Origin of the sequence: Acidovorax sp. Leaf160 (assembly GCF_001424265.1) — a bacterium.
Taxonomy (GTDB): Bacteria; Pseudomonadota; Gammaproteobacteria; order Burkholderiales; family Burkholderiaceae_C; genus Paracidovorax.
In genome coordinates, this window is the sequence record NZ_LMOV01000001.1 from 302,896 (window position 1) to 327,000 (window position 24,105).

Genomic DNA, 24,105 nt, shown 5'->3' on the forward strand with positions numbered 1-24,105 from the left:
GCAGCCGGGGACGAACTCATGCCATCTTTGGACGCCGCAATCGCAACAGCCGCCGATGGCACGCATGGCGAGCAGGACCTGGGGCCGCTCGCGTGGGTGCTCGACGAGCTGCGCAAGTCGCTCGATGGTGCCGTCAAGTCGCTGCGCCGCTTCGTGCGCGAAGCCGACCTGGCACGCGATTCCGACCTGGCTTCGCTCGATGCCGGCGCCCTGCGGGTCGCGCGCCAGCAGCTGCACCAGGCCAGCGGTGCGCTGGAGATGGTGGGCATGGCGCCCGCGGCGCTGGTGCTGCGCTCGATGGAGGCGGCCGTCCAGCGCTTCGTGCAGCGCCCCGAACACTGCGGCGACGACGCCGTATCGGTGCTGGAGCGCGCCAGCTTCGCCCTGATCGAATACCTCGACAACGTGCTCGCGGGCAAGAAAACCTCGCCCGTGGCGCTCTTCCCCCAGTACCGCGAGGTGCAGGCGCTGACCGGCGCCGAGCGCGTGCACCCGGCGGACCTCTGGCCCACCGAGCGCCGCCTGCGCGAGCCCGAGCTGGCCGTGGAGGCCGCGCCCCTGCCTTACGGCCCGCAAGCGCGCGCACGGCTCGACCAGGCCGTGCTGCGCATCGTCAAGCTCGGCGACCAGGCAGCGGCGGGCCAGTTGCGCGACGCCTGCCTGGGGTTCGTCGCCTCCCAGGCCGATCCGCAGGCGCGCTCCTTCTGGAAGATCGCGGCCGGGTTCTTCGATGCGTTCGCGCACGGCCTGCTCACGCCCGACGTGTATGTGAAGCGGGTGGCCTCGCGCGTGCTGATGCAGTACGCCACGCTGGCCAAGGGCAACCCGGCCATCGCCGACCGGCTGCTGCAGGATCTGCTGTTCTTCTGCGCCCAGGCCCGTGAAGCGGCCAGCCCGGAGGGTGCCGCCCCCGCCGCGCCGGCGCTGCAGGCCGTGCGCCAGACCTTCGATCTGGGCCGCTTCAAGCCGGTGGATTACGAAACCCCGCGCTACGGCCTCTACGACCCCGCAGTACTGGCGCAGGCCCGCAGGCGCATCGCGGCGGCCGCCGAAACCTGGTCGGCCCTCGCCGGGGGCGACCGCAACAAGCTCAAGCCCTCGGCCGACCAGTTCAGCCTGGTCTGCGATTCGCTGGGCCGGCTGCACCCGGGCAGCGACGTGCTGGCCCGCGCCTTGACGCGCGCCGTGGAGACCACCGTGGCCTCGGGCGAGCCGCCTTCGCCGGCGCTGGCGATGGAAGTCGCCACGTCGGTGCTTTATCTGCAGGCGGCGTTCGAGGAGCTGGATACCGCGCAGGACTACATGGCCGAGCGCGCCGCGCGCCTGGCCGAGCGGCTGGACCGCGTGGTCGCAGGCAGCGATCCGGAGCCTCTCGAACACTGGATGGAGGAGCTGTACCGCCGCGTCAGCGACCACCAGACCATGGGCAGCGTGGTGGGCGAGCTGCGCGCCACGCTGGGCGAAGCCGAGAAGGCCATGGACCAGTTCTTCCGCAACCCGGAAGATCTCTCGGTGTTGATGCCCGTGCCGCACCGGCTCGCCCAGATGCGCGGCGTGCTGTCGGTGCTGGGGCTGGAGCAGGCGTCGCTCGCCGTGCTGCGCATGCGGGACACCGTGGAGCGGCTGCTGACGAACGACGTCGATCCGGCAGACCGCCAGGCCGTGTTCGAGAAGCTGGGCAACAGCCTGGGCGCGCTCGGTTTCCTGATCGACATGCTCAGCTACCAGCGCAGCATGGCCCGCAAGCTGTTCGTGTACGACGAGGACGCAGGCGAGCTGCGCCTGCTGACCGGCCGCGCCCGCAGCCGCGCCGACGATGCGCCGGACGAGGCCGCCCACTGGCCTGCCGCTGGCGCTGCGGGGGCCGGTGGCGCGCCCGCTGCCGACGAGCCGCCCGTGTCCCTGCCGGCGCCGGTGCCGGCCCTGGCTGACGAGCTGCCGCAGCCCGCTCCGGTGCTCGATCCGGAGGCGGCCCTGGACGCCGAGCCCTCCGGCCTTCCGCAAGAGCGCTCCAAGGTCGATGCCGATTTCGACTTCGATTTCGATGTGGATGCCGATGCCGATGCCGGGCAGGGCGCCACGCCGGCCCGGGTGCCCGCCGCCGAACCGATCTTCGATTTCGACCTGGATCTGACACCGCAGGAACTGCATCCCGCCGAGTCGCTGGCTGCCGCCGTGCCGCCCGAGCCCGTCGCCCTGCCGGCCGCCGTGCCGTTGCCGGCGCCCGATGACGAAGACCAGGAACTGCTGGACATCTTCCTGGAAGAAGCCCGCGAGGTCGTGGGCAGCGGCACCGCCGCCGTGCAGGCGCTGCGGGCCTCGCCGGGCGATCTGAGCGAGCAGACGACCCTGCGCCGCGCGTTCCACACGCTCAAGGGCAGCTCCCGCATGGTGGGCCTCAACCCCTTCGGCGACGCTGCCTGGGCGATGGAGCAGGCGCTCAATGCCTGGCTGGCCGAGCAAAAGCCCATGCCGCCCGCGTTGCTGGATCTGTCCGAGCAGTCGTTGCAGGCGTTCGGCCGCTGGGGCGACGCCATCGCCCGCGGCGACGACGGCGCGTGGAGCCCGCAGCCCTTCCAGCAGGCGGCCGAGGAAGCCCGCTCCGGCACGTGGACCGGCCCGCTGCGGGTGCCAGACGACCCAGCCCCAGCCCCAGCCCCTGCACCGGTGCAGGCAGACGACGCTCTGGTCGAGGCCGTCGATGGGCCGCTGGACGACACGGCGGAAGCGTCGCCGGCATTGCTCCCGGAAGACAGCGCGCAAGGGCGCGAGCTGCCTGAGGAGGCCGCCGACTTTGCCGACACCACCCTGTCCGACGATTTTGCCGATTGGCCTGTGGCACTGGATGCCGAAGGCGCCGTGCCGATGGCGGCCCCCGAGATGGCGGAAGACATCGACTTCGCCGCCTTCGCCCGCGCGCTGGAGGATGCCGATGCGGCGGCCAAGAGCCGGCTGGCCGGCGGTGAGCGTGATCCGATCCAGGGCGACGATGACCGGGCGCTGCATTCCTTGCCGGCGGAATCCGCCACGCCGCCGGAGGTGCAGACCATCGACGCGCTGCCGCTCGATGCCTGGCCCGACATGGTGCTGGATCTGCCTGGAACCGACCCCGGCACCGCGCCGGAGGCCGAAGCGGATGGTGAACCGGCAACGCAGCCGCACGCAGAAGCAGAGGCCGAGCCGGACGCCCGGCCTGCGCTGGGCACCGTCCTGCCCGCAGCCGCAGCTGCAGCCGCCGCCGATGCAGAGACCGACGCAGAAGCAGCTGCACCCGCTGTCGCTGGGCCGAAGACGGATGAGCCTCCGGCCGGCGCCGCAATGGATGAGCCCTTGGCGGCAATAGAGCCCGAGCCCGAGCCCAAACCCGAGCCCGACGCCAGCGACACCCTCGAAGGCTTTGACGACCTCGGCGCCTCGCCGGAGGCAGCGGGTGATACCGACGGCCAGCTCCCTGCCGATGCGGCCGAATCTTCGGGGGACGTCGTCGAGGCGGAGGCGGAGGCCGAAGCCGAAGCCGACCCAGGCGCCGATGCGGATCCGGGCGCGGCGCAGCCCGACCCGATCGGTGCGTTGGAGCGCGCCGATGCCGACGGTGCCGACGCCGATGCCGCCGATGAACCGGCCGCGCTTTCCGCGTCTGCCTCCGCCTCGGCCGACGAAGCGGTCAAGGTGATCGACACCCTGCGTATCGGCATTCCGCTCTACAACGTCTACCTGAACGAAGCGGACGAATGGTCGCGCCGCCTCGCCACCACGCTGCAGGAATGGGCGCTGGAGCTGCATGAGCCGCTGCCCGATGTGGCGGTGGCGCTGGCGCACTCGCTGGCGGGCAGCTCCGCCACCGTGGGCTTCACGGCGCTGTCGGAAATGGCGCGCACGCTGGAACATGCGCTGCAGCACGTGCAACTGCAGCGGCACGGCATCGTGGAGCAGGCGGCCGTGTTCAATGCGGCGGCGGACGACATCCGCCGCCTGCTGCACCAGTTCGCGGCCGGGTTCCTGAAAGAGCCGAACGCCCAGGTGCTCGAGCAACTGCGCGCCATCCTGCAGACCGAGGTGGAAACCGGCAGCGCGCCGCTCGGCCACAGCGAGGCCGCTGACGGGGAGGACCCGTTCGCCGATGCCTTCGGCCATCCCGACGCGATGGAGCCGACCGAGTTCCTGCCCCTGTCCGATCTGCCCGCCCCTGCGACGGAACGGTTCGGGTTCCACGAAACTGCGGAGCCTGCGGACAGCGTCCCTCCTTCCGATCTGGAGGCCCCGGAGCCCGAAGCGCCCGCCGAGGCCGCTATCCCCGGCATCCCCGGCACCCCCGGCATGTCCGGCCCCGTCGCGCCCGCGCTGTCGGTACCCGCCGGCCTGGACCAGGCTGATCCTGCGGACGGCGCTGCGCCCACCCTGCTGCCCCACGGCAGCGACATCGACGACGACATCGACGCGCTCGACGTCATCGATCCGGACCTGTTCCCGATCTTCGAGGAAGAAGCCATCGAACTGCTGCCCGGCCTGGGCGGCGCGTTGCGGCAGTGGGTGGCGCGGCCCGACAACCTGGGTGCCCGCAGCGAACTGCTGCGCGGCCTGCACACGCTCAAGGGGAGTGCGCGGCTGGCGGGGGCCATGCGCCTGGGCGAAATGGCGCACCGCATGGAATCCGCCGTCGAGCAGATCGACACGGAGGCGCCGCGCAGCCAGGACATCGAGCCCCTGCTGGCGCACCTGGACGGGCTGCAGGCCAACTTCGCCGCGCTGCGCGCCATTGGCGCCCAGCCGCTGACCGAACCCGTTGCCGTGGTGCCCGGCACCGTGGCGCTGGCGGAGGACACCTCCGCCGACGCCGCGGCGCCGGACGGCGTGGATGCCGCCGCGCTCTCGGCCGTGCCCGCTGCGCAGCCGGTACGCCGCGTGCCGTTGTCGACCGGGCCGCTGTCGGCGCGCGGGTCTGCCGCCGGGCAGTCGGTGCGGGTGCGCGCGCAGCTGCTCGACCGGCTGGTGAACCAGGCGGGCGAGGTGATGATCGCGCGGTCCCGGCTGGATGTGCGGGTGGGGCAGATGCGCACCTCGCTGGACGAGCTGTCGGGCAACCTGGAGCGGCTGCGCCAGCAGCTGCGCGACATCGAGGTCCAGGCCGAGTCGCAGATGCAGTCGCGGCTGGCGCTGTCCAAGGACAGTGGCGCGGGCTTCGATCCGCTCGAATTCGACCGCTTCACCCGCGTGCAGGAGCTGACCCGCATGATGGCCGAGTCGGTCAACGACGTGGCTACCGTGCAGCGCAACCTGCAGCGCACCGTCGAGTCGGCCGAGGACGACCTGATCGCCCAGGGCCGGCAGGCGCGCGAACTGCAGCGTGACCTGCTGCGCACCCGCATGGTGGAGTTCGAGGGCATCGCGGAGCGGCTCTACGCCGTGGTGCGCCAGGCCTCCAAGGACACCGGCAAGCAGATCAAGCTCGACATCGCCGGGGGCTCCATCGAAATGGACCGCGGCGTTCTCGACCGCATGACGCCCGCCTTCGAACACCTGCTGCGCAACTGCGTGGCGCACGGCATCGAAGGGCCGGAGCAGCGAGCGGCCGCCGGCAAGCCCGCGGCGGGCACCATCACCGTCGCGCTGCGCCAGGAAGGCAACGACGTGTCGGTGGACTTCCGCGACGACGGCGCCGGCCTGGACCTGGACCGCATCCGCCAGCGCGCCGTGGCGCAGGGCCTGGTGCCGGACGCTGCCGAGATCGGCCCCGACGAAGCGGCCCAGCTCATCTTCCTGCCGGGTTTCTCCACGGCCGGCGAGGTGACCGAGCTGGCGGGTCGCGGCATCGGCATGGACGTGGTGCGTGCCGAGGTGCAGGCGCTGGGCGGACGCATCGAAACCGCATCGGAGCCTGGCCGGGGCACGTCGTTCCGCATGGTGCTGCCGCTGACCACCGCCGTCACGCAGGTGGTGATGCTGCGGGCGGGCCACCAGTCGATCGGTGTGCCGGCCAACCTGGTGGAGATCGTGCGCCGCACCACCGTGGCCGAACTGGACGAGTGCTACCGCAGCGGCCAGTTCAAGGACGGCGCCGAAAGCATCCCGTTCTTCTGGTCGGGCGCGCTGCTGCAGTCATCCGCTGCCAGCAACGAGCCGGCCAGCCGCATGCGGCCCGTGGTGGTGCTGCGCAGCGCCGCGCAGCGCATCGCCCTGCATGTGGACGAAGTGCTGGGCAACCAGGAAGTGGTGGTGAAGAACCTCGGGCCGCAGCTGTCGCGGCTGCCCGGGCTGGCCGGCATGTCCGTGCTGGCCTCCGGCGCCGTGGTGCTGATCTACAACCCGGTGGCGCTGGCCACGGTGTACGGCGATCAGGTGCGGGCCGCGACGCAGGCCCGCCTGGAGGCGCCGGTGCCCCTGCAGGGCGCAGTCGCCCGGGGGGGCGGGACTTCCGGCGCTGCCGCGCTGCCCGCAGCGGAAGCGCACAGCGTGCCCCTGGTGCTGGTGGTGGACGATTCCATCACCGTGCGTCGGGTCACACAGCGGCTGCTGCAACGCGAAGGCTACCGGGTGGCCCTGGCCGCCGACGGCCTGCAGGCGCTGGAGCGGCTGCAGGAGGAGCGGCCGACCCTGGTGCTGTCCGACATCGAGATGCCGCGCATGGACGGCTTCGATCTGGCGCGCAACATCCGGGGCGACGCCGCGCTGCGCGATCTGCCGATCGTGATGATCACTTCGCGCATCGCGCAGAAGCACCGCGACCACGCCATGGAGCTGGGCGTGAACCACTACCTGGGCAAGCCGTATTCCGACGAGGAACTGCTGAGCCTGGTGAAGCACTACGCGCAAAAGGCCGCGCAGGCGCAGGAAGCCTGATCGCCCCGCTGCGCGCCCCGCCGCAGGCCGCCGTGTGCGGCCTGTGTTTTTCTTGCGGTTGAAAGCGGGCTGCAACTCGCGAGGGCGGGCGGCAGAGCCTGAAGGGATGGGGCGAGGAACCCGAGCCCGCGGAATGGCGAACCCCGGTTTCGCCCCGCCTGATCAACCGCCCTTGACCACTGCGTAGCGCTTCAGTGTCCGCTCACGCGCCGCGTCATGCTCCACCAGCGGTTCCGGGTAGTCCCGTCCCAGCACCACGCCTGCGGCTGCCAGCTCGATCGGCTTGGCCAGCCAGGGCGCATGCAGGGCCGCATTCGGCAGGCGTGCCAGTTGCGGCAGGTAGCGGCGGATGAAGCTGCCGTCCGGGTCGAACTTCTTGCTCTGGCTGACCGGGTTGAAGATGCGGAAGTAGGGCTGGGCGTCGCAGCCGCTGGAACTGGCCCACTGCCAGCCGCCGTTGTTCGCCGACAGGTCGTAGTCGTTGAGTTTTTCGGCGAAGTAGCGCTCGCCCCAGCGCCAGTCGATTCCCAGGTCTTTCATCAGGAAGCTGGCCACCACCATGCGCAGCCGGTTGTGCATGTAGCCCGTCTGGTTGATCTGGGCCATGGCGGCATCCACCAGCGGGTAGCCGGTGCGGCCCTCGCACCAGGCGGCGAAGTGCTCGTCGGCCTTCTTGCCTTCTTCCCAGGCGATGGCGTCGTAGGCGGGCCTGAAGCTCGAGCCTGCCACGTGCGGGTGGTGCGCCAGCACCTGGAAGTAGAAGTCGCGCCAGATCAGCTCGCTCAGCCACGTCGCGGCGCCGGTGCTGCCCTGGCGGCTGCGCTCGTGCGCGAGGCGCGCCGCGTGCCGGATCGACAGCGTGCCGAAGCGCAGATGCACGCTGAGGTAGCTCGGCCCCTTGATGGCCGGGAAGTTGCGCGCGTCGTCGTATGCGTCGATGCGCTCCAGGAAGTCCTTCAGCAACTGCTGCGCGCCGCTCATGCCGGTGGGAATGCGCAGTTGCGCCAGCGCGGTCTTCTCGAAGCCGATGGCTTGCAGCGACGGCACCGGGCCGCGCATGCCCTCGGGCCGGGGCGCCAGCCGGCGGGCGTGCCGCTCCACCGGATAGGCGCTCAGGTAGAAGTCGTCGACCTTGCGCAGCCACGCGTTCTTGTAGGGCGTGAAGACGGTGTAGGGCGTGCCGGACTGGGTCAGCACCTCGGCGCGCTCGAACACCGTATGGTCCTTGAAGGTCAGGAAGCGGATGCCGAGCGCCAGCAGCAACGCGCGCACCTGGTGGTCGCGCTCCAGCGCCTGCGGCTCGTCGTCGTGGTTGGTGAAGACGGCCTGCACGCCCAGGGAGCGGGCCAGGGCGGGGACGTCGTCGCGCGCGACGGCATGGCGCACGATCAGCCCGCCATGTTCGTCGCCGGAGAGCCGGTGCAGGGAGTCGTGCAGTTCCACCAGCGATTCCCGGATGAACTCCACGCGCTGGTCGGCGCGGGGCAGGGGGTCGAGGATCTCGCGGTCGAAAACGAACACGCAGTGCACCTGGCGGCACTGCCGCAGCGCGTGGTAGAGCGCGGCATGGTCGTCCGACCGCAGGTCGCGCCGGAACCAGACCAGCCCGGAAGAAAAAGTGGAGTCCATGTTCACCGTTAAAATTGCGGAATGCCTGCCGATTCTGCGCCCATGAACCTGACGCACCACTTCCTGATCGCCATGCCGGGGGTGGAAGACGCGTCTTTCTCGCGCAGCGTGGTCTACGTGTGCGAGCACAGCGAACGCGGCGCCCTCGGCCTCATCATCAACAAGCCTTCCGACATCAGCCTGAGCGGCCTTTTCGACAAGGTCGATCTGTCGCTGCGGCGCGACGACCTCACCGAAGAGCCGGTCTACCAGGGTGGCCCGGTGCAGACCGAACGCGGCTTCGTGCTGCACGAGCCCATGGTGGCGGCCTCGGCCGACACGGGCACGCCCATCGATCCGGACGAGTCGATCTACGCCTCCACCATGACCATCCCGGGCGGCCTGGAAATGACCACCTCCAAGGACGTGCTGGAAGCCATGGCCACGGGCGCGGGCCCGCGCCGGGTGCTGGTCACGCTGGGTTATTCCTCCTGGGCGCAGGGCCAGCTCGAATCCGAGGTGGCCGAGAACAGCTGGCTCACCGTGGGGGCCGATCTGTCCGTCATCTTCGACACGCCGGTGGGCCAGCGCTACGACCGCGCCCTGGGCCTGCTGGGCCTGCAGGCGTGGACCCTGTCGCCCGAGGCCGGGCGCGCATGAGCAGCACGCCTGCTCCAGCCCCCGCCGTTACTGCTGCCGTTCCCGCGCATTTCCAGTCGTTCCTGGCGATCGACCTGGGGCTCAAGCGCACGGGGGTGGCCGTCGGCAACCGCATGCTGGGCACCGCCACGCCGCAGCCCACCATCCGCGCCGAGGGCGATGCCCGCTTCGCCCAGGTGGCCGAGCGCATCCGCGAGTGGCAACCCGACGCCTTGGTGATCGGCGTGCCTTACCACCCCGACGGCGCCAGCCACGAGAACACGGCCCGCGCCTTGAAGTTCGCCCGCCAGCTGCGGGGCCGCTTCGGCCTCTCGGTGTTCGAGGTGGACGAGCGCTACAGCACCACCGAAGCCCATGCCGCCGGCGCGCGCGATGCCGACGCCGCCTCCGCCTGCATCATCCTGGAACAGTTTTTGAGGAATCTTCCATGAGCGCTCCCCCATCGCCTTCCACCGCCTCGCGTGCCCCGGGCACGCTGTCGCTCGACGCCGAGGCGCTCTATGCCGAGCTGCTGCGCGGGGTGCGCTCCCTGCGCAGCGGGCAGACGCAGCTGGCGGGCATCGCCTCGGGCGGCGCCTGGCTGGCCGAGCGGCTGCAGAACGACCTGGGCCTGCCGGGCGACGCCGCAGTGCTGTCGTCGGCCATGCACCGCGACGACTTCTCGCAGCGGGGCCTCGCGCAGAGCGCGCAGACCACGCTGCCTTTCGAGGTGAACGGCGCCGACATCCTGCTGCTGGACGACGTGCTCTACACCGGCCGCACCATCCGCGCCGTGCTGAACGAGCTGTTCGACTACGGCCGCCCCGCCAGCGTGCGGCTGGCCGTGCTGGTGGACCGGGGCGGGCGCGAATTGCCGGTGCAGGCGGACTTCGCCGCCGCCCGCGTGGCGCTGCCGGCCAGCCAGTCGCTGGCGCTGGCCCGCACCGACGCGGGCGCGTTCCATTTCGACGTGAAAGACGTGAACATCCAAGAGGCCTGACGGTGCTGTACAAGCGCAACCCCCAACTCAATGCCAACGGCGAGCTGATCCACCTGCTCTCCATCGAGGGCCTGCCCAAGAGCATCCTCACCCACATCCTCGACACCGCCGGCAACTTCGTCAGCGTGAACGACCGCGAGGTGAAGAAGGTGCCCCTCCTGCGCGGCAAGAGCGTGTTCAACCTGTTCTTCGAGAACAGCACCCGCACGCGCACCACCTTCGAGATCGCGGCCAAGCGTCTCTCGGCCGACGTCATCAACCTGGACATCGCGCGCAGCTCCGCCAGCAAGGGCGAATCGCTGCTCGACACCATCGCCAACCTGTCGGCCATGGCGGCCGACCTCTTCGTGGTGCGGCACAGCGAATCGGGCGCGCCCTACCTGATCGCGCAGCACGTGGCGCCGCATGTGCACGTCATCAACGCGGGCGACGGCCGGCATGCGCACCCCACGCAGGGGCTGCTCGACATGTACACCATCCGCCACTACAAGAAGGATTTCTCCAACCTGACGGTGGCGATCGTGGGCGACGTGCTGCATTCGCGCGTGGCACGCTCGGACATCCACGGCCTGACCACCCTGGGCTGCCCCGAGGTGCGCGTGGTCGGCCCGCGCACGCTGGTGCCCGGCGACCTGTCGCAGATGGGCGTGCGCGTCTGCCACACGCTGGAAGAGGGCATCAAGGACGCCGACGTGGTCATCATGCTGCGGCTGCAGAACGAACGCATGAGCGGCGCGCTGCTGCCCTCCAGCCAGGAATACTTCAAGAGCTTCGGCCTCACGCCCGAGAAGCTGCAGCTGGCCAAGCCCGACGCCATCGTCATGCACCCCGGCCCGATCAACCGCGGCGTGGAGATCGACTCCGCCGTGGTGGACGGCAAGCAGAGCGTGATCCTGCCGCAGGTGACCTTCGGCATCGCCGTGCGCATGGCCGTCATGTCCATCGTTGCCGGGAATGAGGCGTGACCCCCCTGAGTCGCTTCGCGCCATCCCCCCAGGGGGACGCCACCAGTGGCCCGGCAAAGCCGGTTCCACGGTGTCTGCTGGCTTGGGCCGCTCCCAGGTCAACGGTGTTTGGCGGTAGCGAAGCAGCGGACGTGCACTCTCTGAGTTGCTCTGATTTTGATAGCTTCAGGCGCTTATAAATCAAGCGCTGGAGGCATATTGGGCTTGAAACCATGAAGATACTGATCCAGAACGGCCGCGTGATCGATCCGGCCAGCGGCTTCGACCAGACCTGCGACATCGCCCTGGCGGCCGGCCGCATCATCGCGCTGGGCAGCGCGCCGCGCGACTTCGCGCCCACCCGCGTGATCGACGCCGCCGGCTGCCTGGTGCTGCCGGGCCTGGTGGACCTGGCGGCGCGCCTGCGCGAGCCCGGCCACGAGCACGAGGGCATGCTCGAATCCGAGATGGCCGCGGCCGTGGCCGGCGGCGTGACCAGCCTGGTCTGCCCGCCCGACACCGACCCGGTGCTGGACGAGCCCGGCCTGGTCGAGATGCTGAAGTTCCGCGCCGAGAAGCTGCACCAGTCGCGGCTCTTTCCCCTGGGCGCGCTCACGCGGGGCCTGGCCGGCGAGGTGCTGACCGAGATGGCCGAACTCACCGAGTCGGGTTGCGTGGGTTTCAGCCAGGCCGAGGTCGCGCTGCAGAGCACTCAGGTGCTGCAGCGCGCCCTGCAGTACGCCGCCACCTTCGGCTACACGGTGTGGCTGCGCCCGCAGGAGATGTACCTGGGCCGGGGCGTGGCCGCCAGCGGGCCGCTGGCCACGCGGCTGGGCCTGTCGGGCATTCCCGTGGCGGCCGAGACCATCGCGCTGCACACCATCTTCGAGCTGCTCAAGACCACCGGGGCGCGCGTGCACCTGTGCCGCCTGTCCAGCGCGGCCGGCGTCGATCTGGTCCGCCAGGCCAAGGCGGCCGGCCTGAAGGTGACGGCCGACGTGAGCATCAACTCGCTGATGTTCACCGACACCGACATCGGCTTCTTCGACAGCCGCGCGCGCCTCTCGCCCCCCTTGCGCCAGCAGCGCGACCGCGATGCGCTGATGGCCGCGCTGGCCGACGGCACCATCGACGCGCTGGTGTCCGACCATACGCCGGTCGATGAAGACGAGAAGGTGCTGCCGTTCGCCGAGGCCGAGCCCGGCGCCACCGGCCTGGAGCTGCTGCTGAGCGTGGCGCTCAAGTGGTCGCAGGACGCCGGCGTGCCGTTGGCGCGCGCCCTGGGCGTGGTGACCGCCGAGCCCGCCCGCGTGCTGGGCAGCGCCCTGGGCACGCTGCAGGCCAGCGTCGGCCAGATCGTCGAAGGCGGCGTGGCCGACCTCTGCGTGGTCGATGCGCAAGGCGCCTGGACGGTGGAAGCCGCCGCGCTGCGCAGCCAGGGCAAGCACACGCCGTTCTCGTCCTATGAACTGCCGGGCCGCGTGCGCTGCACGCTGGTGGGCGGGCAGGTCGCGTTCGAGCGGCAGGCCGGCTGAGAGGCGCAACCGACCCCCGTCTTCAGCGCCGCTGCTGCAACTGCTGCTGCGCCTGACCCGGCCCGGGGCTGGCGGCAGCGCACCGTCTCCCTTCCGACTGCTCCGATTCCCTTTCTTCGAGCCGCCCACCATGAGACGCCAAGTCCGAGCCTGCCTGCGCCTGGCGCGCATGCTGGCCCACATCGCCACCGGCCTGGGCACCGTGCTGCTGCGGTTTCGCGGCCTGTCCGTCGAGGAGCAGCACGCCCGCGTGCAGGCCTGGGCGCGCCAGATGCTGCGCCATGCCGGGGTCGAACTGCAGGTGCGCGGCACGCCGCCCGCGCACGGGCCGGTGCTGCTGGTGGCCAACCACATCTCCTGGCTCGACATTCCGGTGATGCACGCGGCGCGCCACTGCCGCTTCATCTCCAAGTCCGACGTCAAGGCCTGGCCCGTGCTGGGCCGGCTGGCCACTGCGGCGGGCACCCTCTACATCGAACGCGCCTCGCGCCGCGACGCGTTGCGCGTGGTCCAGACCATGCGTGAAAGCCTGGAGCGCGGTGAGATCCTGGGGGTGTTCCCCGAGGGCACGACCAGCAACGGCATCGCGCTGCTGCCCTTCCACGCCAACTTGCTGCAGGCGGCCATCAGCGCCGATGCGCCCGTGCAGCCGGTGGGCCTGCGCTTCATCGACCCCCGCACCGGCGCGCCCAGCCAGGCCGCGAGCTACGTGGGCGACGAGACGCTGGTCGGCTCGCTCTGGCGCACGCTCTGCGCCGACGGCCTGGTGGCCGTGGTGCATTACGGCCTGCCGCAGCGCGCCGACGGGCGCGACCGCCGCACCTGGGCGGATGACCTGCGGGGCGTGGTGGACGGCCTGCGGCGCGGCTGACGCGGGCGCACTGCCCGCCCCGCGCGCCGGGTGAGCGAAGAGCGGCATCCGTTCGGGTGGGGGGCTGGCCGAAGCCGGGGCAGGGGGCAGCAAAGCCACGGGGCCGGCTGATGAAGGGCGAATGCGCCGCCCTTTGCCGACGGGGGAGGCAACCCGTTCACGTCGCCGTTTGCTATTAAATTAATAGCATAAAACCCTTGCATTACGGGCGCTCGTGGGCGAAATGGCTTGAGTTTTTGGTGCCTCAGGCCCTCGGAAACGTCACCACGTGCTGCACCTGCGGCCGGATGCCGATCCAGTCGCCCACCGCATGGTCGTGGTGGCTGGGGACATGGGCCATCACCGTGAGGCCGTTCGCCAGCTGCAGGGTGTAGAGGAATTCCGATCCCCTAAAGGCCTTGCGCACGATGCGCGCCTGCACCGGCGCATCGTCGTCGTGCACCACGTCGTCGGCGCGCAGCAGCACGTCGCATTCCCCGCCGGGGTAGGCGCCGGGCAGCGAGCATTCCTCCAGATCGGTCAGGTCGCCCAGGGGGGTGCGGGCGACCACTCCGCCGCCGGGCTGGTGCTGCAGCGTGGCCGGGGCGAACACGCCGTGGCCGATGAAGTCCGCCACGAAGCGCGTGGCGGGCCGGTGGTAGAGCGCATAGGCGGCGTCCCACTGGTGCAGGGTGCCCGATTCCACCACGCCGATGCGGTCGCCGATGGCAAAGGCCTCCAGCTGGTCGTGGGTGACGAAAAGCGCCGTGGCGCCAGCCGCCTTCAAGATGCCGCGCACCTCGTGCGCGAGGCGTTCGCGCAGATCCACGTCCAGATTGGAAAACGGCTCGTCCAGCAGCATCAGCTGCGGGCGCGGGGCCAGCGCCCGGGCCAGCGCCACGCGCTGCTGCTGGCCGCCCGAGAGTTCGTGCGGAAAGCGCCCGGCGCTGCCTTCCAGCCCCACCAGCGCCAGCACCTCGGCCACGCGGGCAGCCTGCTCGGATCGGGGCGCGGAATGGATGCCGAAGGCCACGTTGCGGCCGACGGTGAGGTGCGGGAACAGGGCGTAGTCCTGGAACACCATGCCGATGCGGCGGCGCTCGGGCGGCACGCTGCGGCCCACGCCGCCGACCACCGCGCCATCGAGCCGGATCTCGCCGCCCGTCACCGGCTCCAACCCGGCCACGGCGCGCAGCAGCGTGGTCTTGCCGCAGCCCGACGGGCCTATGAGCACGCCGATCTCGCCGGCTGCCAAGCCCAGGCTCACGCCGCGCACGGCCGGTTGCGGGCGCCCGGCGTAGCGCACTTCCAGTTCGGAGACTTCAAGAAACATGGTCGGATTCTAGAAGGCGCGGATGCGTAGAATTCGCATTTGCATTGCAGCTGTCCGGGGTCGCCCCGCTGCGATGGTGCCGATGGCGGTCGTCCCGCCGGGGCCAGGCAGGTCCGCAGGGCCGCCGCCGGCCGGCTGCGCGCCCCTTTCGTTGGCTGTTCCTCTTTCTACGGGTTCCCCTTTCTTGTCCTCGCCCCGCATCGCCCGCTCCGTCCTGCGTTCCCTGCCGCTGATCGCCCTGGCCGCCCTGCTCACGCTGCCCGTGCTGGCCGTGCTGGGCTCATGGCTGCCCTGGGGGCCGGGCGGCGAGGCGGCAGGCGCCATCCTGCGCGAGATGGCGTCCACCGCGCTGCCCGGCTACCTGGGCACCACCGTGTGGCTGGGGCTCGCCGTGGCCCTGGGTGCCGCGGCGGTGGGCACGGCCACGGCGGCGGCTGTCACGCTGTTCGACTTCCGCGGCCGGCGCACCATGGAATGGCTGCTGCTGCTGCCCCTCGCCATGCCGGCCTATGTCACGGCCTATGCGTACACCGACTTCCTGCAGTTCAGCGGCCCGCTGCAGGTATGGCTGCGCGCCACCTACGGGCTGGAGGGCCGGCTGCTGCCCGAGGTGCGCAGCCTGGGCGGCGCGGTCGGCGTGTTCATCTTCTCGCTCTATCCCTACGTCTATCTGCTGGCGCGCACCGCGCTGGGCGAGCGCGCCGCGCACCTGATGGAAGCCGCGCGGCTGCTCGGCGCACCCCTCTCGCGGCGCATCCGCACCGTGGCGTTGCCGCTGGCGCGCCCGGCGGTCGCAGCCGGCGTGGCCCTGGTGCTGATGGAGACGCTGGCCGACTTCGGCGTGGCCAGCTACTTCGGCATCCAGACCTTCACCACCGGCATCTACAAGGCCTGGCTCTCGATGGACAACCGGCTGGCAGCGGCGCAGCTGGCCACCATCCTGCTGGTGCTGGTCGCCCTGCTGCTGCAGCTGGAGCTGCGCGCGCAGCGCCGCATGCGCTTTGCCACCGGCAGCGCCGGGCGTGCCGGCTCGGCCGAGGCGCAGCCGCAGCGCCTGACGGGATGGCGCTGTGCGGGTGCCTGGGCCGTGTGCCTCGCGCCGGTGCTGCTCGGTTTCGTGGCGCCGGTGGCCTTCATGCTCCGGCCGCTGGCGGCCGACTGGTCGGTGCTGCCCTGGAACCGCTTCGTGGAATGGGCCGGCAACAGCGTGCGGCTGGGCGCCATCACGGCGGCGCTGGCGGTGGCCATCGCCCTGGCGCTGGCCTTTGCGGTGCGCCGCCGGCCCGATGCGCTGACCCGCGGCGTGGTGCAGCTGGCCAGCCTGGGCTACGCGGTGCCGGGCGCGGTCATCGTGGTGGGGCTGCTGCTGCCGGTGGGCTGGGCGCAGAGCGTGGCGCCGCAGTGGGGCTTGCCCGCGCTCATCACCGCGACGGCCGTGGGCATCGTCTGGGCGTACCTGGTGCGTTTCTGCGCGGTGGCGCTGCAGTCGCTGCAGAGCGGCTATGCGCGCATCCCCGCCAGCCTGGACGAGTCGGCGCGCATGCTGGGCGCGAACGGGATCGGTCTGCTGGCGCGGGTGCACTGGCCGCTGCTCAGGCGGTCCACCGCCGCTGCGGCGCTGCTGGTGTTCGTCGACGTGATGAAGGAATTGCCCGCCACCATGGTGCTGCGGCCTTTCAACAGCGACACGCTGGCCGTCGTCGCCTATCAGCTGGCCCGGGACGAGCGGCTGGGCGAGGCCGCGCTGCCTTCGCTGGCGCTGGTCGCCGTGGGACTGGTGCCGGTGATCCTGCTGAGCCGCACACTGCGCGCATCGGGCCGCTGAGCCGCAAGCGCCCGTGCCTCAGGTTCGTGCAATCGCACCCGTAGACTCCTGCGCCATGACCGATTCCGCCATCACCATCTATCACAACGCCCGCTGCAGCAATTCGCGCGGCGCGCTGGCGCTTTTGCAGGAGCGCGGCATCGAGCCGCGCATCGTCGACTACATCGCCAAGCCGCTGGACCCCGCCCAGCTGCGGGCGCTGGTGGCCCGGCTGGGCGTGCCCGTGCGCGAGCTGATGCGCACGAAGGAGGCGGTGTATGCCGAACTGGGGCTGGCGCATCCGGACGTGGGCGACGAGCAGCTCATCGACGCCATCGCCCGCCACCCGGTGCTGCTGAACCGGCCCATCGTGGTCACGCCCAAGGGTGCCTTGCTCTGCCGCCCGCCGGAGCGGGTGCTCGGTCTGCTGGACTGAGATTCGCGTGGGGGAGGGCCCCGAAAACGGTCCGGTTGCGTCCACGAGCCACCACTTTGTATAATGGCGGGCTTCGCAGCGATTGACAGGTTCCGCGGCGAAGTCTCACTCCCACCTAAGAGGCTTCCTTCAGAGAAGCACCGACCGTGGAAAAGAACCGACCAAACCCCTCTTTTCTTCAGAGAGAAACTCATGACTACTACTTTCAGCGCAAAGCCCGCTGAGGTCGTGCACGAGTGGTTTGTGATTGACGCGACCGACAAGGTCCTCGGACGAGTAGCCAGCGAAGTTGCTCTCCGTTTGCGCGGCAAACACAAGGCCATTTACACGCCTCACGTCGATACCGGCGATTTCATCGTCATCATCAACGCAGCCCAGCTCAAGGTCACCGGCACCAAGTCGCTCGACAAGGTGTACTACCGTCACTCGGGCTATCCCGGCGGTATCACGGCCACGAACTTCCGCGACATGCAAGCCAAGCACCCCGGCCGCGCGCTGGAAAAGGCCGTCAAGGGCATGCTGCCCAAGGGCCCGCTCGGCTACGCCATGATCAAGAAGCTCAAGGTGTACGGCGGCGCGGAACATCCGCACACCGCTCAGCAGCCCAAAGCGCTGGAAATCTAAGGAGCCTTGAATGATTGGTGAATGGAACAATGGCACCGGCCGTCGCAAGTCCAGCGTCGCCCGTGTGTTTCTGAAGAAGGGTTCCGGCAAGATCACTGTGAATGGCAAAGACATTCAGCAGTACTTCGGCCGCGAAACCTCCATCATGATTGCCAGGCAACCGCTGGTGCTGACCAACCATGTCGAAACCTTCGACATCCAGGTCAACGTGCACGGCGGCGGCGAATCCGGCCAGGCCGGTGCAGCCCGTCACGGCATCACCCGCGCCCTGATCGACTACGACGCAACGCTGAAGTCCATGCTGAGCCAAGCCGGCTTCGTGACCCGCGACGCTCGTGAAGTCGAACGTAAGAAGGTCGGTCTGCGTTCCGCACGCCGCGCCAAGCAGTTCTCGAAGCGTTAATCCGCCTCGCCGTATCTGCCGCCATGCTGCCCGGGCCGGTCACATCCGACTCGCAGCGTGCCGCGAAAACCGCCTTCGGGCGGTTTTTTCGTTTCCGGACTGCCGCTTTCTGATTCCGCACCGAGGAGCCACCCGCCATGCGATTACGCCTGCTGCGCCGCCGCCTGACCATCAGTGCGCCGCGCGTGTCCATCCGCAGCGCCTTGCCCTGGCCCCTGCGCTGGCTGGTGGCGGCCGTGCTGCTGGGGTTCTCGGCCGCGCTGGCGCTCTGGGCGTTCGAGTTCGGCAAGAGCATCGCCGGGCTGGACACGGGTTCGCGCGAGGAGCTGGTGCGCCTGCGCGAAGACGTGACGCGGCTACGCGCCGAAATCCGCCAGCAGCAGGAGGCGGCCAGCACGGCCACCAGCCTGCTCACGGCCGAGCGTGCCGCGCTGGAGCGCGTGCAGGCGCAGATGCGCCAGCTGCAGGCCGACAACCAGGCGCTGCGCGATGACCTGGGCTTCTTCGAGAAGCTCATCCCCGCCGCCCGTGCGGACGGTGTCTCCATCCGCGCGCTGCAGGCGGAGCGGCAGGGCGCACGCCAGCTGCGCTGGCAGGTGCTGGTGCTGCAGCCGGTGCGCAACGCGCCCGAATTCAAGGGGCGGCTGGAAGTGCTGCTGTCTGGCACGCAGAACGGCCAGCCCTGGTCCGGCGCGCAGCCGGCGGCGGCCCAGGCGCTCCAGTTGCAGCAGTACCGCAGGGTGGAAGGCCTGGTCGATCTGCCCGAAGGCGTCGTGGTAAAAACCGTCACCGCTCGCGTGCTGGAAGGCACTGCCGTGCGCACCGTCCACAGCGTGGAGGTCGAATAAGGTCGGCCGTCACCCTTCCACGCCGATCCACAGCGCGGCCCTCCCGCAGCGCTGCCTGCAGCCCTCCAGGAGTCCATCCCATGTTTTCACGCAAGAAGCAGCCACCCATCAAGAGCCTGATCGCCCAGGGCACGCGCGTGGAAGGCAATGTGCAGTTCAGCGAAGGCCTGCGCATCGACGGCGAGGTGGTGGGCGAGGTGCGTGCTGCGCCGGATCTGCCGAGCATCCTGGTGGTGTCGGAATCCGGTCGCGTGGAGGGCGCGCTGCATGCGGTGCACGTGATCGTCAACGGCGCGGTCGAGGGCCCGGTCCATGCCACGGAACTGCTGGAGCTGCAGCCCAAGGCGCGCATCACCGGCGCGGTGCACTACAAGGCGCTGGAAATGCACCAGGGCGCCACCATCACCGGGCAGATGTCGCCCACGGCGGTGCCGCTGCTGGAGGAAAAGCCCACACTGAAGCTGGCGTCAAACGCGAGCTGACCTGAATGAACCGGGGGATTGCAGTAGCATCCCCTGCAAACCCTCCCGAAGGAGCACCCGATGAGCGCCGTAGCCGACAATATCCAGACCGACATGCCCACCCCGATCCTCTTCACCGACAGCGCCGCTGCCAAGGTGGCGGATCTGATCGCCGAAGAAGGCAACCCTGACCTGAAGCTGCGCGTTTTCGTGCAAGGCGGCGGCTGCTCGGGCTTCCAGTACGGCTTCACGTTCGACGAGATCACCAACGACGACGACACCACCATGACCAAGAATGGCGTGTCGCTGCTCATCGATGCGATGAGCTACCAGTACCTGGTTGGCGCCGAGATCGACTACAAGGAAGACCTGCAGGGCGCGCAGTTCGTGATCAAGAACCCGAACGCCACCACCACCTGCGGTTGCGGATCGAGCTTCTCGACCTGACACCCCGCCAGACCACCGCAAGCCGCCATCAGGGCGGCTTTTTCGTTCCTGCCTGCAGCCTATGCCTTCCTCTGCTCCCACGACGCCGCAGCCCCCCGAGCATGCCCCCCAGAGCGCCGATCGCCGCATCCTGCTGTGGATCGTGGCGGTGGGCTTCTTCATGCAGACGCTGGACGCCACCATCGTCAATACGGCACTGCCGGCGATGGCGGCCAGCCTGGGCGAGAGCCCGTTGCGCATGCAGTCGGTGATTGTGGCCTATTCGCTGACCATGGCCATGCTGATTCCCGCGTCGGGCTGGCTTGCCGACCGGTTCGGCACGCGCAAGGTCTTCCTCTTCGCCATCGCGGTGTTCTCGCTCGGCTCGCTGGCCTGCGCGCTGTCGCGGCATGTGAACGAGCTGGTCGCGGCGCGGGTGCTGCAGGGGCTGGGCGGCGCACTGCTGCTGCCCGTGGGGCGCCTGGCGGTGCTGCGCACGTTTCCCCGGGGCGAGTTTCTGGAGGCGATGAGCTTCGTGGCCATTCCCGGGCTCATCGGCCCGCTGCTGGGCCCCACGTTGGGCGGCTGGCTGGTGCAGAGCGCGTCGTGGCACTGGGTGTTCCTCATCAACCTGCCGGTCGGCCTGCTGGGCTTGGTGGCCGCCTCGCGCTTCATGCCGGATCTGCGGCCGCCCCGGGTGGACGGTTTCGATCTGGGCGGCTACATGCTGCTGGCCTTCGGCATGGTGGCCATTTCGCTGTCGATCGAGGCAGCCGGCGTGGTCGGCCGGGCGGGCGCCGCGGCCCTGGGCATCAGCGGGCTGGTGGCGCTGGTGGTGTACTGGTTGCACGCGGTGCGGCACGAGCGGCCCCTCTACTCGCCGCAGCTCTTTCGCGTGCGCACGCTGTCGGTCGGGCTGCTGGGCAATCTGTTCTGCCGCCTGGGCAGCGGCGCCATGCCCTTCCTCATTCCCGTGTCGCTGCAGCTGCTGCTGCAGTATTCGCCGCTGCATGCCGGGCTGATGATGCTGCCGGCCGCGCTGGCGGGCATGGCCGTCAAGCGGATCGCCGCGCCGCTGATCCGGCGCCACGGCTACCGCAACACGCTGGTGACCAACACGGTGGTGCTGGGTCTGCTGATGGCCAGCTTCGCGCTGCGCCAGCCGGACTGGCCGCTGGCCTGGCAGGTGCTGCAGCTGGCTGCGTTCGGCGCCGTCAACTCGCTGCAGTTCACGGCGATGAACACCATCACCCTGAAAGACCTGGACGGGGCGAGCGCCAGCAGCGGCAACGGCCTCCTGTCGATGGTGCAGATGCTCGCCATGAGCCTGGGCGTGGCGGTGGCCGGGGCGGTGCTGTCGGAATGGAGCCAGGCCTATGGCGGCGCGGAAGTGCCGGGGGCCGTGCTGCACGCCTTCCAGTCCACGTTCCTGACGGTGGGCTTCATCACCGTCGCCTCGGCCGCGGTCTTCTGGCAATTGCCCAAGGAGGCGCGCACCCCGCCGCGGGAAGGCCCGGAAGTGTCCGGACAAGGCTGATCGGCTGGATGGCAGCGCCGCTGCGGGCCGCTGGGCCCGCGAACGGCGCGTCAGGCGGGGTAGAGCGCGCCCAGAATCCGCAGCCCGGCGGCGCCGGTCACCTGGGGCAGGTTGCCCGGTTCGCCACGGAGGGCACGGCGGGCCAGCCAGGCGAAGGCGGCGGCCTCGACCTGCTGGGACGGCAGGCCGAACGCATCGGTGGGACGCACATCGACTTCCGGCAACGCGGCAGCCATGCGCCGCATCAGGTGGCCGTTGCGCGCACCGCCGCCGCACACCGCAAGCTGTGCGCTATTTTTTCCATAGCTGACGACGCTGGCGGCGCATGCGCGTGCAGTCAATTCGGTCAGGGTGGCCTGCACGTCCTGGGGGGCTGCGCCGGGCCGGGCTTGCAGATGGCCGTTCAGCCATGCCGGGTGGAACAGATCGCGCCCCGTGCTCTTGGGCGGGGGCTGGTGCAGAAAGGGCTCGGCCAGCAGCCGCTCCAGCAGGTCGGGCAGCACGTGGCCCTGCGCCGCCCAGGCGCCGTCCGCGTCGTAGGGCTGGCCGGTGTGGCGCTGGCACCAGTGGTCCATCAGGGCGTTGCCCGGGCCGCAGTCGAAGCCCAGCACGTCGCCCTCGGCGCTCAGCACGCTCAGGTTGGCGATGCCGCCGATGTTCAGCACGCAGACCGTGGCCTCCGCCTGCCCGAACACGGCCTGGTGGAAAGCCGGCACCAGCGGCGCGCCCTGGCCGCCGGCGGCCACGTCCCGGCTGCGGAAGTCGGCCACCACCGCGATACCGGTGCGCTCGGCCAGCAGCGCCGGGCTGTTCAGCTGCAGGGTGTAGCCCACGCCATCGAACAGCCCCGGGCGGTGCCGCACAGTCTGCCCATGCGCGCCGATGGCCTGCACGTCGGCGGGCGCAAGCCGGGCCTCCTCCAGCAGGCGCTGCACCACATCGGCATAGATCGCCGTCAGCGCATTGGCGGCGAGCGCGGCGCGGTGCAGCTCGTCCGCCCCGCTGGTGTTGAGCGCCAGCAGCTCCGTTTTCAGCGCATCGGGCAAGGGTGCGGACTCGAAGCCGGCGACCCGCAGCGCTCCGGAAGCGTCGAACTCGACCAGCGCCCCATCGACACCGTCGAGCGAGGTGCCCGACATGAGCCCGATATAGCGTTCAGGAGCGGCAGTGTTCATGGTGGTCAGAGGCTGGGGCAGGGGGCGGGGCCGAAGCCAGCAAACGCTACGGAAGCGGCTTTGCCGGGCCGTCTGCGTCCGGTCCCTCGCCTGAGGCGGGGGTGTTCGTCCCGTCCAGACCCGCGCGGGCGGACTTGGAGCCTCCGTCCTTCCCCCATCGCGCAGCGAGCCCGAGAGAAGGGGGAGAGGCGGTGCAGCCGCTCAGCGGGATGAACGAACCGTTACTGCGCGCTGGCCACGTCCACCTGGGCGGCGGAGGCCAGTTGCACGCGCATGTTCGATGCCAGGCGGTTGAAGGCGGCGCGCGATGCGGCCGACACGGGCTGCGCGGCTTCGCTCTGCTGGGCGATGGTCATCGGGTCCTGGTGCTGGCCGTTGACGCGGAACTCGAAGTGCAGATGCGGGCCGGTGGCCCAGCCGGTGGCGCCCACGGCGCCGATCTTCTGGCCTTGCTCCACCGACTGGCCCTGGCGCACGTCGATGCGGCTCAGGTGGGCGTACACGGTGACGTGCTGGTTGCGGTGCTTGACGTAGATCACGTTGCCGTAGCCGTTCTGCACGCCGGCGAAGTCCACCACGCCGTCGCCCACGGTGCGCACGGCGGTGCCGGTGGGGGCGGCGAAGTCGGTGCCCAGATGGGCGCGCCACTTCTGCAGGATGGGGTGGAAGCGCATCTGGAAGCCGCTGGAGATGCGCGAGAACTCGACGGGCGAGGTCAGGTAGGCGCGGCGCATGCTCTCGCCGTTCAGCGTGTAGTAGGCGCCCTTGGATGCGTTCGGCTCCTGGAACCACACGGCGTCGTGCGTCTTGCCGTTGTTGTGGAACTCGGCGCTCAGCACGCGGCCGCTGCGCAGCGGCTCGCCATCGGCTTCTAGCGTTTCATACACCACCGAGAAGCGGTCTTCCTTGCGCAGTGAGCGGTGGAAGTCGATGTTGCTGGAGAAGACCTCGGCCAGCTGGATGGCGACGCCGTCGGGAATGTTGGCCGCATCGGTCGCGGCGAAGAGGGAGCTGCGGATGACGCCGCCGGCCAGGCGTGCGCCCACCGTCAGCGGGGCGGTCTCGATGCGCGAGGCGAAGGTGCCGGTGCCCTCCGCGCGCTCGACCACCAGGCGTTTGAAGCTGCCGCTGTCGTCCGGGGCCCAGCGGGCCGTCATGCGCACCAGCCGGTGGTCGTCGGTGGCCTCGATGCTCACCGAACGGCCGCCGCGGCCCAGCAGGTTCTGGCGCACCAGGTTGTCACCACGCAGGAAGGCGGCGGCAGCCGGATCGGCCACGCCCATCCGCTGCAGGATGCTTTCGGCCGAGTCGTTGGCGCGCGTCTGGTCGGTGCGGTAGAGCGAATAGCTGGGGATGTCGAGCAGGGCCGTGAGCGGGGTGTCGCTGGCCAGCGATTCCACCGGGTAGGACACGGTGCGCACCGGCAGGTCCGACGCGTCGGGGGCCAGGTTGGCGACGGCGAAAGCGCCACCCCCGGCGGTGAGCAGCAGCGTGGCGATGGCGGCGGTGATGCGCTTCGGATGCTTGCTGGCGATGGTGGACAGGCGATCCAGCACGCGCAGGCAGGCAGTGGTCAAGCCGTTGGTCAAAAGGTGGTCCCCAAATGGTGCAGCCAGGCCCTTCCGGCCGGTGAGCGTGCCGGGCG

19 protein-coding genes are annotated in these 24,105 nt (G+C 70.2%); 15 read left to right on the top strand and 4 right to left on the bottom strand.

Translation table 11 applies throughout. From position 1 onward, the window contains the following. Positions 1-18: 18 nt before the first annotated feature. Positions 19-6,837 carry an Hpt domain-containing protein gene (locus tag ASF94_RS01270; protein ID WP_056660342.1) on the top strand — a complete coding sequence of 2,273 codons (6,819 nt, stop codon included), beginning with the start codon at positions 19-21 and terminating at the stop codon, positions 6,835-6,837. Positions 6,838-6,999: 162 nt separating this feature from the next. Here ASF94_RS01270 and ASF94_RS01275 read toward each other — a convergent pair whose 3' ends face one another. Further along, on the bottom strand, positions 7,000-8,466 hold the full coding sequence (locus ASF94_RS01275) for a deoxyribodipyrimidine photo-lyase (RefSeq protein ID WP_056660346.1): 1,467 nt from the start codon (positions 8,464-8,466) through the stop codon (positions 7,000-7,002). A 21-nt stretch (positions 8,467-8,487) separates the two neighbouring features. On the opposite strand from ASF94_RS01275, the gene ASF94_RS01280 reads away from it, so the two are divergent. The 6 genes from ASF94_RS01280 (at position 8,488) to ASF94_RS01305 (ending at position 13,434) form a co-directional block, all read left to right on the top strand. Further along, a complete protein-coding gene (locus ASF94_RS01280) occupies positions 8,488-9,105 on the top strand; it encodes a YqgE/AlgH family protein (protein WP_056660349.1) in 618 nt (205 codons plus the stop codon). Next, positions 9,102-9,536 carry a Holliday junction resolvase RuvX gene (gene ruvX, locus ASF94_RS01285; RefSeq protein WP_056660352.1) on the top strand — a complete coding sequence of 145 codons (435 nt, stop codon included), beginning with the start codon at positions 9,102-9,104 and terminating at the stop codon, positions 9,534-9,536. Before ASF94_RS01280 ends, ruvX begins: the two co-directional genes overlap by 4 nt. Then, positions 9,533-10,084, top strand: coding sequence for a bifunctional pyr operon transcriptional regulator/uracil phosphoribosyltransferase PyrR (gene pyrR, locus ASF94_RS01290; protein ID WP_056660355.1), 552 nt, complete (start codon positions 9,533-9,535; stop codon positions 10,082-10,084). The genes ruvX and pyrR overlap by 4 nt, the downstream gene beginning before the upstream one ends. Positions 10,085-10,086: 2 nt before the next feature. Continuing rightward, positions 10,087-11,049: an aspartate carbamoyltransferase catalytic subunit gene (locus ASF94_RS01295; RefSeq protein ID WP_056660358.1), complete on the top strand. Its 963-nt coding sequence runs from the start codon at positions 10,087-10,089 to the stop codon at positions 11,047-11,049. A 212-nt stretch (positions 11,050-11,261) separates the two neighbouring features. After that, positions 11,262-12,563, top strand: coding sequence for a dihydroorotase (locus ASF94_RS01300; RefSeq protein ID WP_056660361.1), 1,302 nt, complete (start codon positions 11,262-11,264; stop codon positions 12,561-12,563). Positions 12,564-12,693: 130 nt separating this feature from the next. Next, the gene (locus ASF94_RS01305; RefSeq protein WP_056660364.1) at positions 12,694-13,434 is read left to right on the top strand and encodes a 1-acyl-sn-glycerol-3-phosphate acyltransferase; all 741 of its coding nucleotides are present in this window, start codon (positions 12,694-12,696) and stop codon (positions 13,432-13,434) included. 244 nt (positions 13,435-13,678) lie between these two features. Here ASF94_RS01305 and ASF94_RS01310 read toward each other — a convergent pair whose 3' ends face one another. Further along, complete coding sequence (locus ASF94_RS01310) at positions 13,679-14,746, bottom strand: ABC transporter ATP-binding protein (protein ID WP_056660367.1); 1,068 nt, start codon at positions 14,744-14,746, stop codon at positions 13,679-13,681. A gap of 82 nt (positions 14,747-14,828) precedes the next feature. Between ASF94_RS01310 and ASF94_RS01315 the strand changes: the two genes are divergently transcribed. The 8 genes from ASF94_RS01315 to mdtD all read left to right on the top strand — a co-directional run bounded on the left by ASF94_RS01315 (position 14,829) and on the right by mdtD (position 21,285). Beyond that, positions 14,829-16,571: an iron ABC transporter permease gene (locus ASF94_RS01315; RefSeq protein ID WP_082492917.1), complete on the top strand. Its 1,743-nt coding sequence runs from the start codon at positions 14,829-14,831 to the stop codon at positions 16,569-16,571. Positions 16,572-16,626: 55 nt separating this feature from the next. After that, the gene (arsC, locus tag ASF94_RS01320; RefSeq protein WP_056660369.1) at positions 16,627-16,986 is read left to right on the top strand and encodes an arsenate reductase (glutaredoxin); all 360 of its coding nucleotides are present in this window, start codon (positions 16,627-16,629) and stop codon (positions 16,984-16,986) included. A 192-nt stretch (positions 16,987-17,178) separates the two neighbouring features. Further along, complete coding sequence (rplM, locus tag ASF94_RS01325; RefSeq protein ID WP_056414298.1) at positions 17,179-17,610, top strand: 50S ribosomal protein L13; 432 nt, start codon at positions 17,179-17,181, stop codon at positions 17,608-17,610. A gap of 10 nt (positions 17,611-17,620) precedes the next feature. Continuing rightward, positions 17,621-18,013 carry a 30S ribosomal protein S9 gene (gene rpsI / locus ASF94_RS01330; RefSeq protein WP_056660372.1) on the top strand — a complete coding sequence of 131 codons (393 nt, stop codon included), beginning with the start codon at positions 17,621-17,623 and terminating at the stop codon, positions 18,011-18,013. 137 nt (positions 18,014-18,150) lie between these two features. Beyond that, positions 18,151-18,861 carry a DUF6776 family protein gene (locus ASF94_RS01335; protein ID WP_056660375.1) on the top strand — a complete coding sequence of 237 codons (711 nt, stop codon included), beginning with the start codon at positions 18,151-18,153 and terminating at the stop codon, positions 18,859-18,861. Positions 18,862-18,941: 80 nt separating this feature from the next. Next, a complete protein-coding gene (locus ASF94_RS01340; RefSeq protein ID WP_056660378.1) occupies positions 18,942-19,343 on the top strand; it encodes a polymer-forming cytoskeletal protein in 402 nt (133 codons plus the stop codon). 60 nt (positions 19,344-19,403) lie between these two features. Continuing rightward, positions 19,404-19,769 (top strand): iron-sulfur cluster insertion protein ErpA, encoded by a 366-nt coding sequence (erpA, locus tag ASF94_RS01345; RefSeq protein ID WP_056660381.1) that lies wholly within the window; start codon positions 19,404-19,406, stop codon positions 19,767-19,769. 61 nt (positions 19,770-19,830) lie between these two features. Beyond that, on the top strand, positions 19,831-21,285 hold the full coding sequence (gene mdtD, locus ASF94_RS01350) for a multidrug transporter subunit MdtD (RefSeq protein WP_156382376.1): 1,455 nt from the start codon (positions 19,831-19,833) through the stop codon (positions 21,283-21,285). A 50-nt stretch (positions 21,286-21,335) separates the two neighbouring features. Here the strand turns inward: mdtD and ASF94_RS01355 are convergent, their stop codons facing one another. Beyond that, on the bottom strand, positions 21,336-22,460 hold the full coding sequence (locus ASF94_RS01355; RefSeq protein ID WP_056660388.1) for an anhydro-N-acetylmuramic acid kinase: 1,125 nt from the start codon (positions 22,458-22,460) through the stop codon (positions 21,336-21,338). Positions 22,461-22,681: 221 nt separating this feature from the next. Next, positions 22,682-24,049, bottom strand: coding sequence for a M23 family metallopeptidase (locus ASF94_RS01360; RefSeq protein WP_056660391.1), 1,368 nt, complete (start codon positions 24,047-24,049; stop codon positions 22,682-22,684). Positions 24,050-24,105: the final 56 nt, after the last annotated feature.

Bases quoted from the DNA above. Each gene is read 5' to 3' on its own strand.
- ASF94_RS01270 (WP_056660342.1), top strand. From the start codon at position 19: ATGCCATCTTTGGACGCCGCAATCGCAACAGCCGCCGATGGCACGCAT.
- ASF94_RS01275 (WP_056660346.1), bottom strand. From the start codon at position 8,466: ATGGACTCCACTTTTTCTTCCGGGCTGGTCTGGTTCCGGCGCGACCTG.
- ASF94_RS01280 (WP_056660349.1), top strand. From the start codon at position 8,488: ATGCCTGCCGATTCTGCGCCCATGAACCTGACGCACCACTTCCTGATC.
- ruvX (WP_056660352.1), top strand. From the start codon at position 9,102: ATGAGCAGCACGCCTGCTCCAGCCCCCGCCGTTACTGCTGCCGTTCCC.
- pyrR (WP_056660355.1), top strand. From the start codon at position 9,533: ATGAGCGCTCCCCCATCGCCTTCCACCGCCTCGCGTGCCCCGGGCACG.
- ASF94_RS01300 (WP_056660361.1), top strand. From the start codon at position 11,262: ATGAAGATACTGATCCAGAACGGCCGCGTGATCGATCCGGCCAGCGGC.
- ASF94_RS01305 (WP_056660364.1), top strand. From the start codon at position 12,694: ATGAGACGCCAAGTCCGAGCCTGCCTGCGCCTGGCGCGCATGCTGGCC.
- ASF94_RS01310 (WP_056660367.1), bottom strand. From the start codon at position 14,746: ATGTTTCTTGAAGTCTCCGAACTGGAAGTGCGCTACGCCGGGCGCCCG.
- ASF94_RS01315 (WP_082492917.1), top strand. From the start codon at position 14,829: ATGGCGGTCGTCCCGCCGGGGCCAGGCAGGTCCGCAGGGCCGCCGCCG.
- arsC (WP_056660369.1), top strand. From the start codon at position 16,627: ATGACCGATTCCGCCATCACCATCTATCACAACGCCCGCTGCAGCAAT.
- rplM (WP_056414298.1), top strand. From the start codon at position 17,179: ATGACTACTACTTTCAGCGCAAAGCCCGCTGAGGTCGTGCACGAGTGG.
- rpsI (WP_056660372.1), top strand. From the start codon at position 17,621: ATGATTGGTGAATGGAACAATGGCACCGGCCGTCGCAAGTCCAGCGTC.
- ASF94_RS01335 (WP_056660375.1), top strand. From the start codon at position 18,151: ATGCGATTACGCCTGCTGCGCCGCCGCCTGACCATCAGTGCGCCGCGC.
- ASF94_RS01340 (WP_056660378.1), top strand. From the start codon at position 18,942: ATGTTTTCACGCAAGAAGCAGCCACCCATCAAGAGCCTGATCGCCCAG.
- erpA (WP_056660381.1), top strand. From the start codon at position 19,404: ATGAGCGCCGTAGCCGACAATATCCAGACCGACATGCCCACCCCGATC.
- mdtD (WP_156382376.1), top strand. From the start codon at position 19,831: ATGCCTTCCTCTGCTCCCACGACGCCGCAGCCCCCCGAGCATGCCCCC.
- ASF94_RS01355 (WP_056660388.1), bottom strand. From the start codon at position 22,460: ATGAACACTGCCGCTCCTGAACGCTATATCGGGCTCATGTCGGGCACC.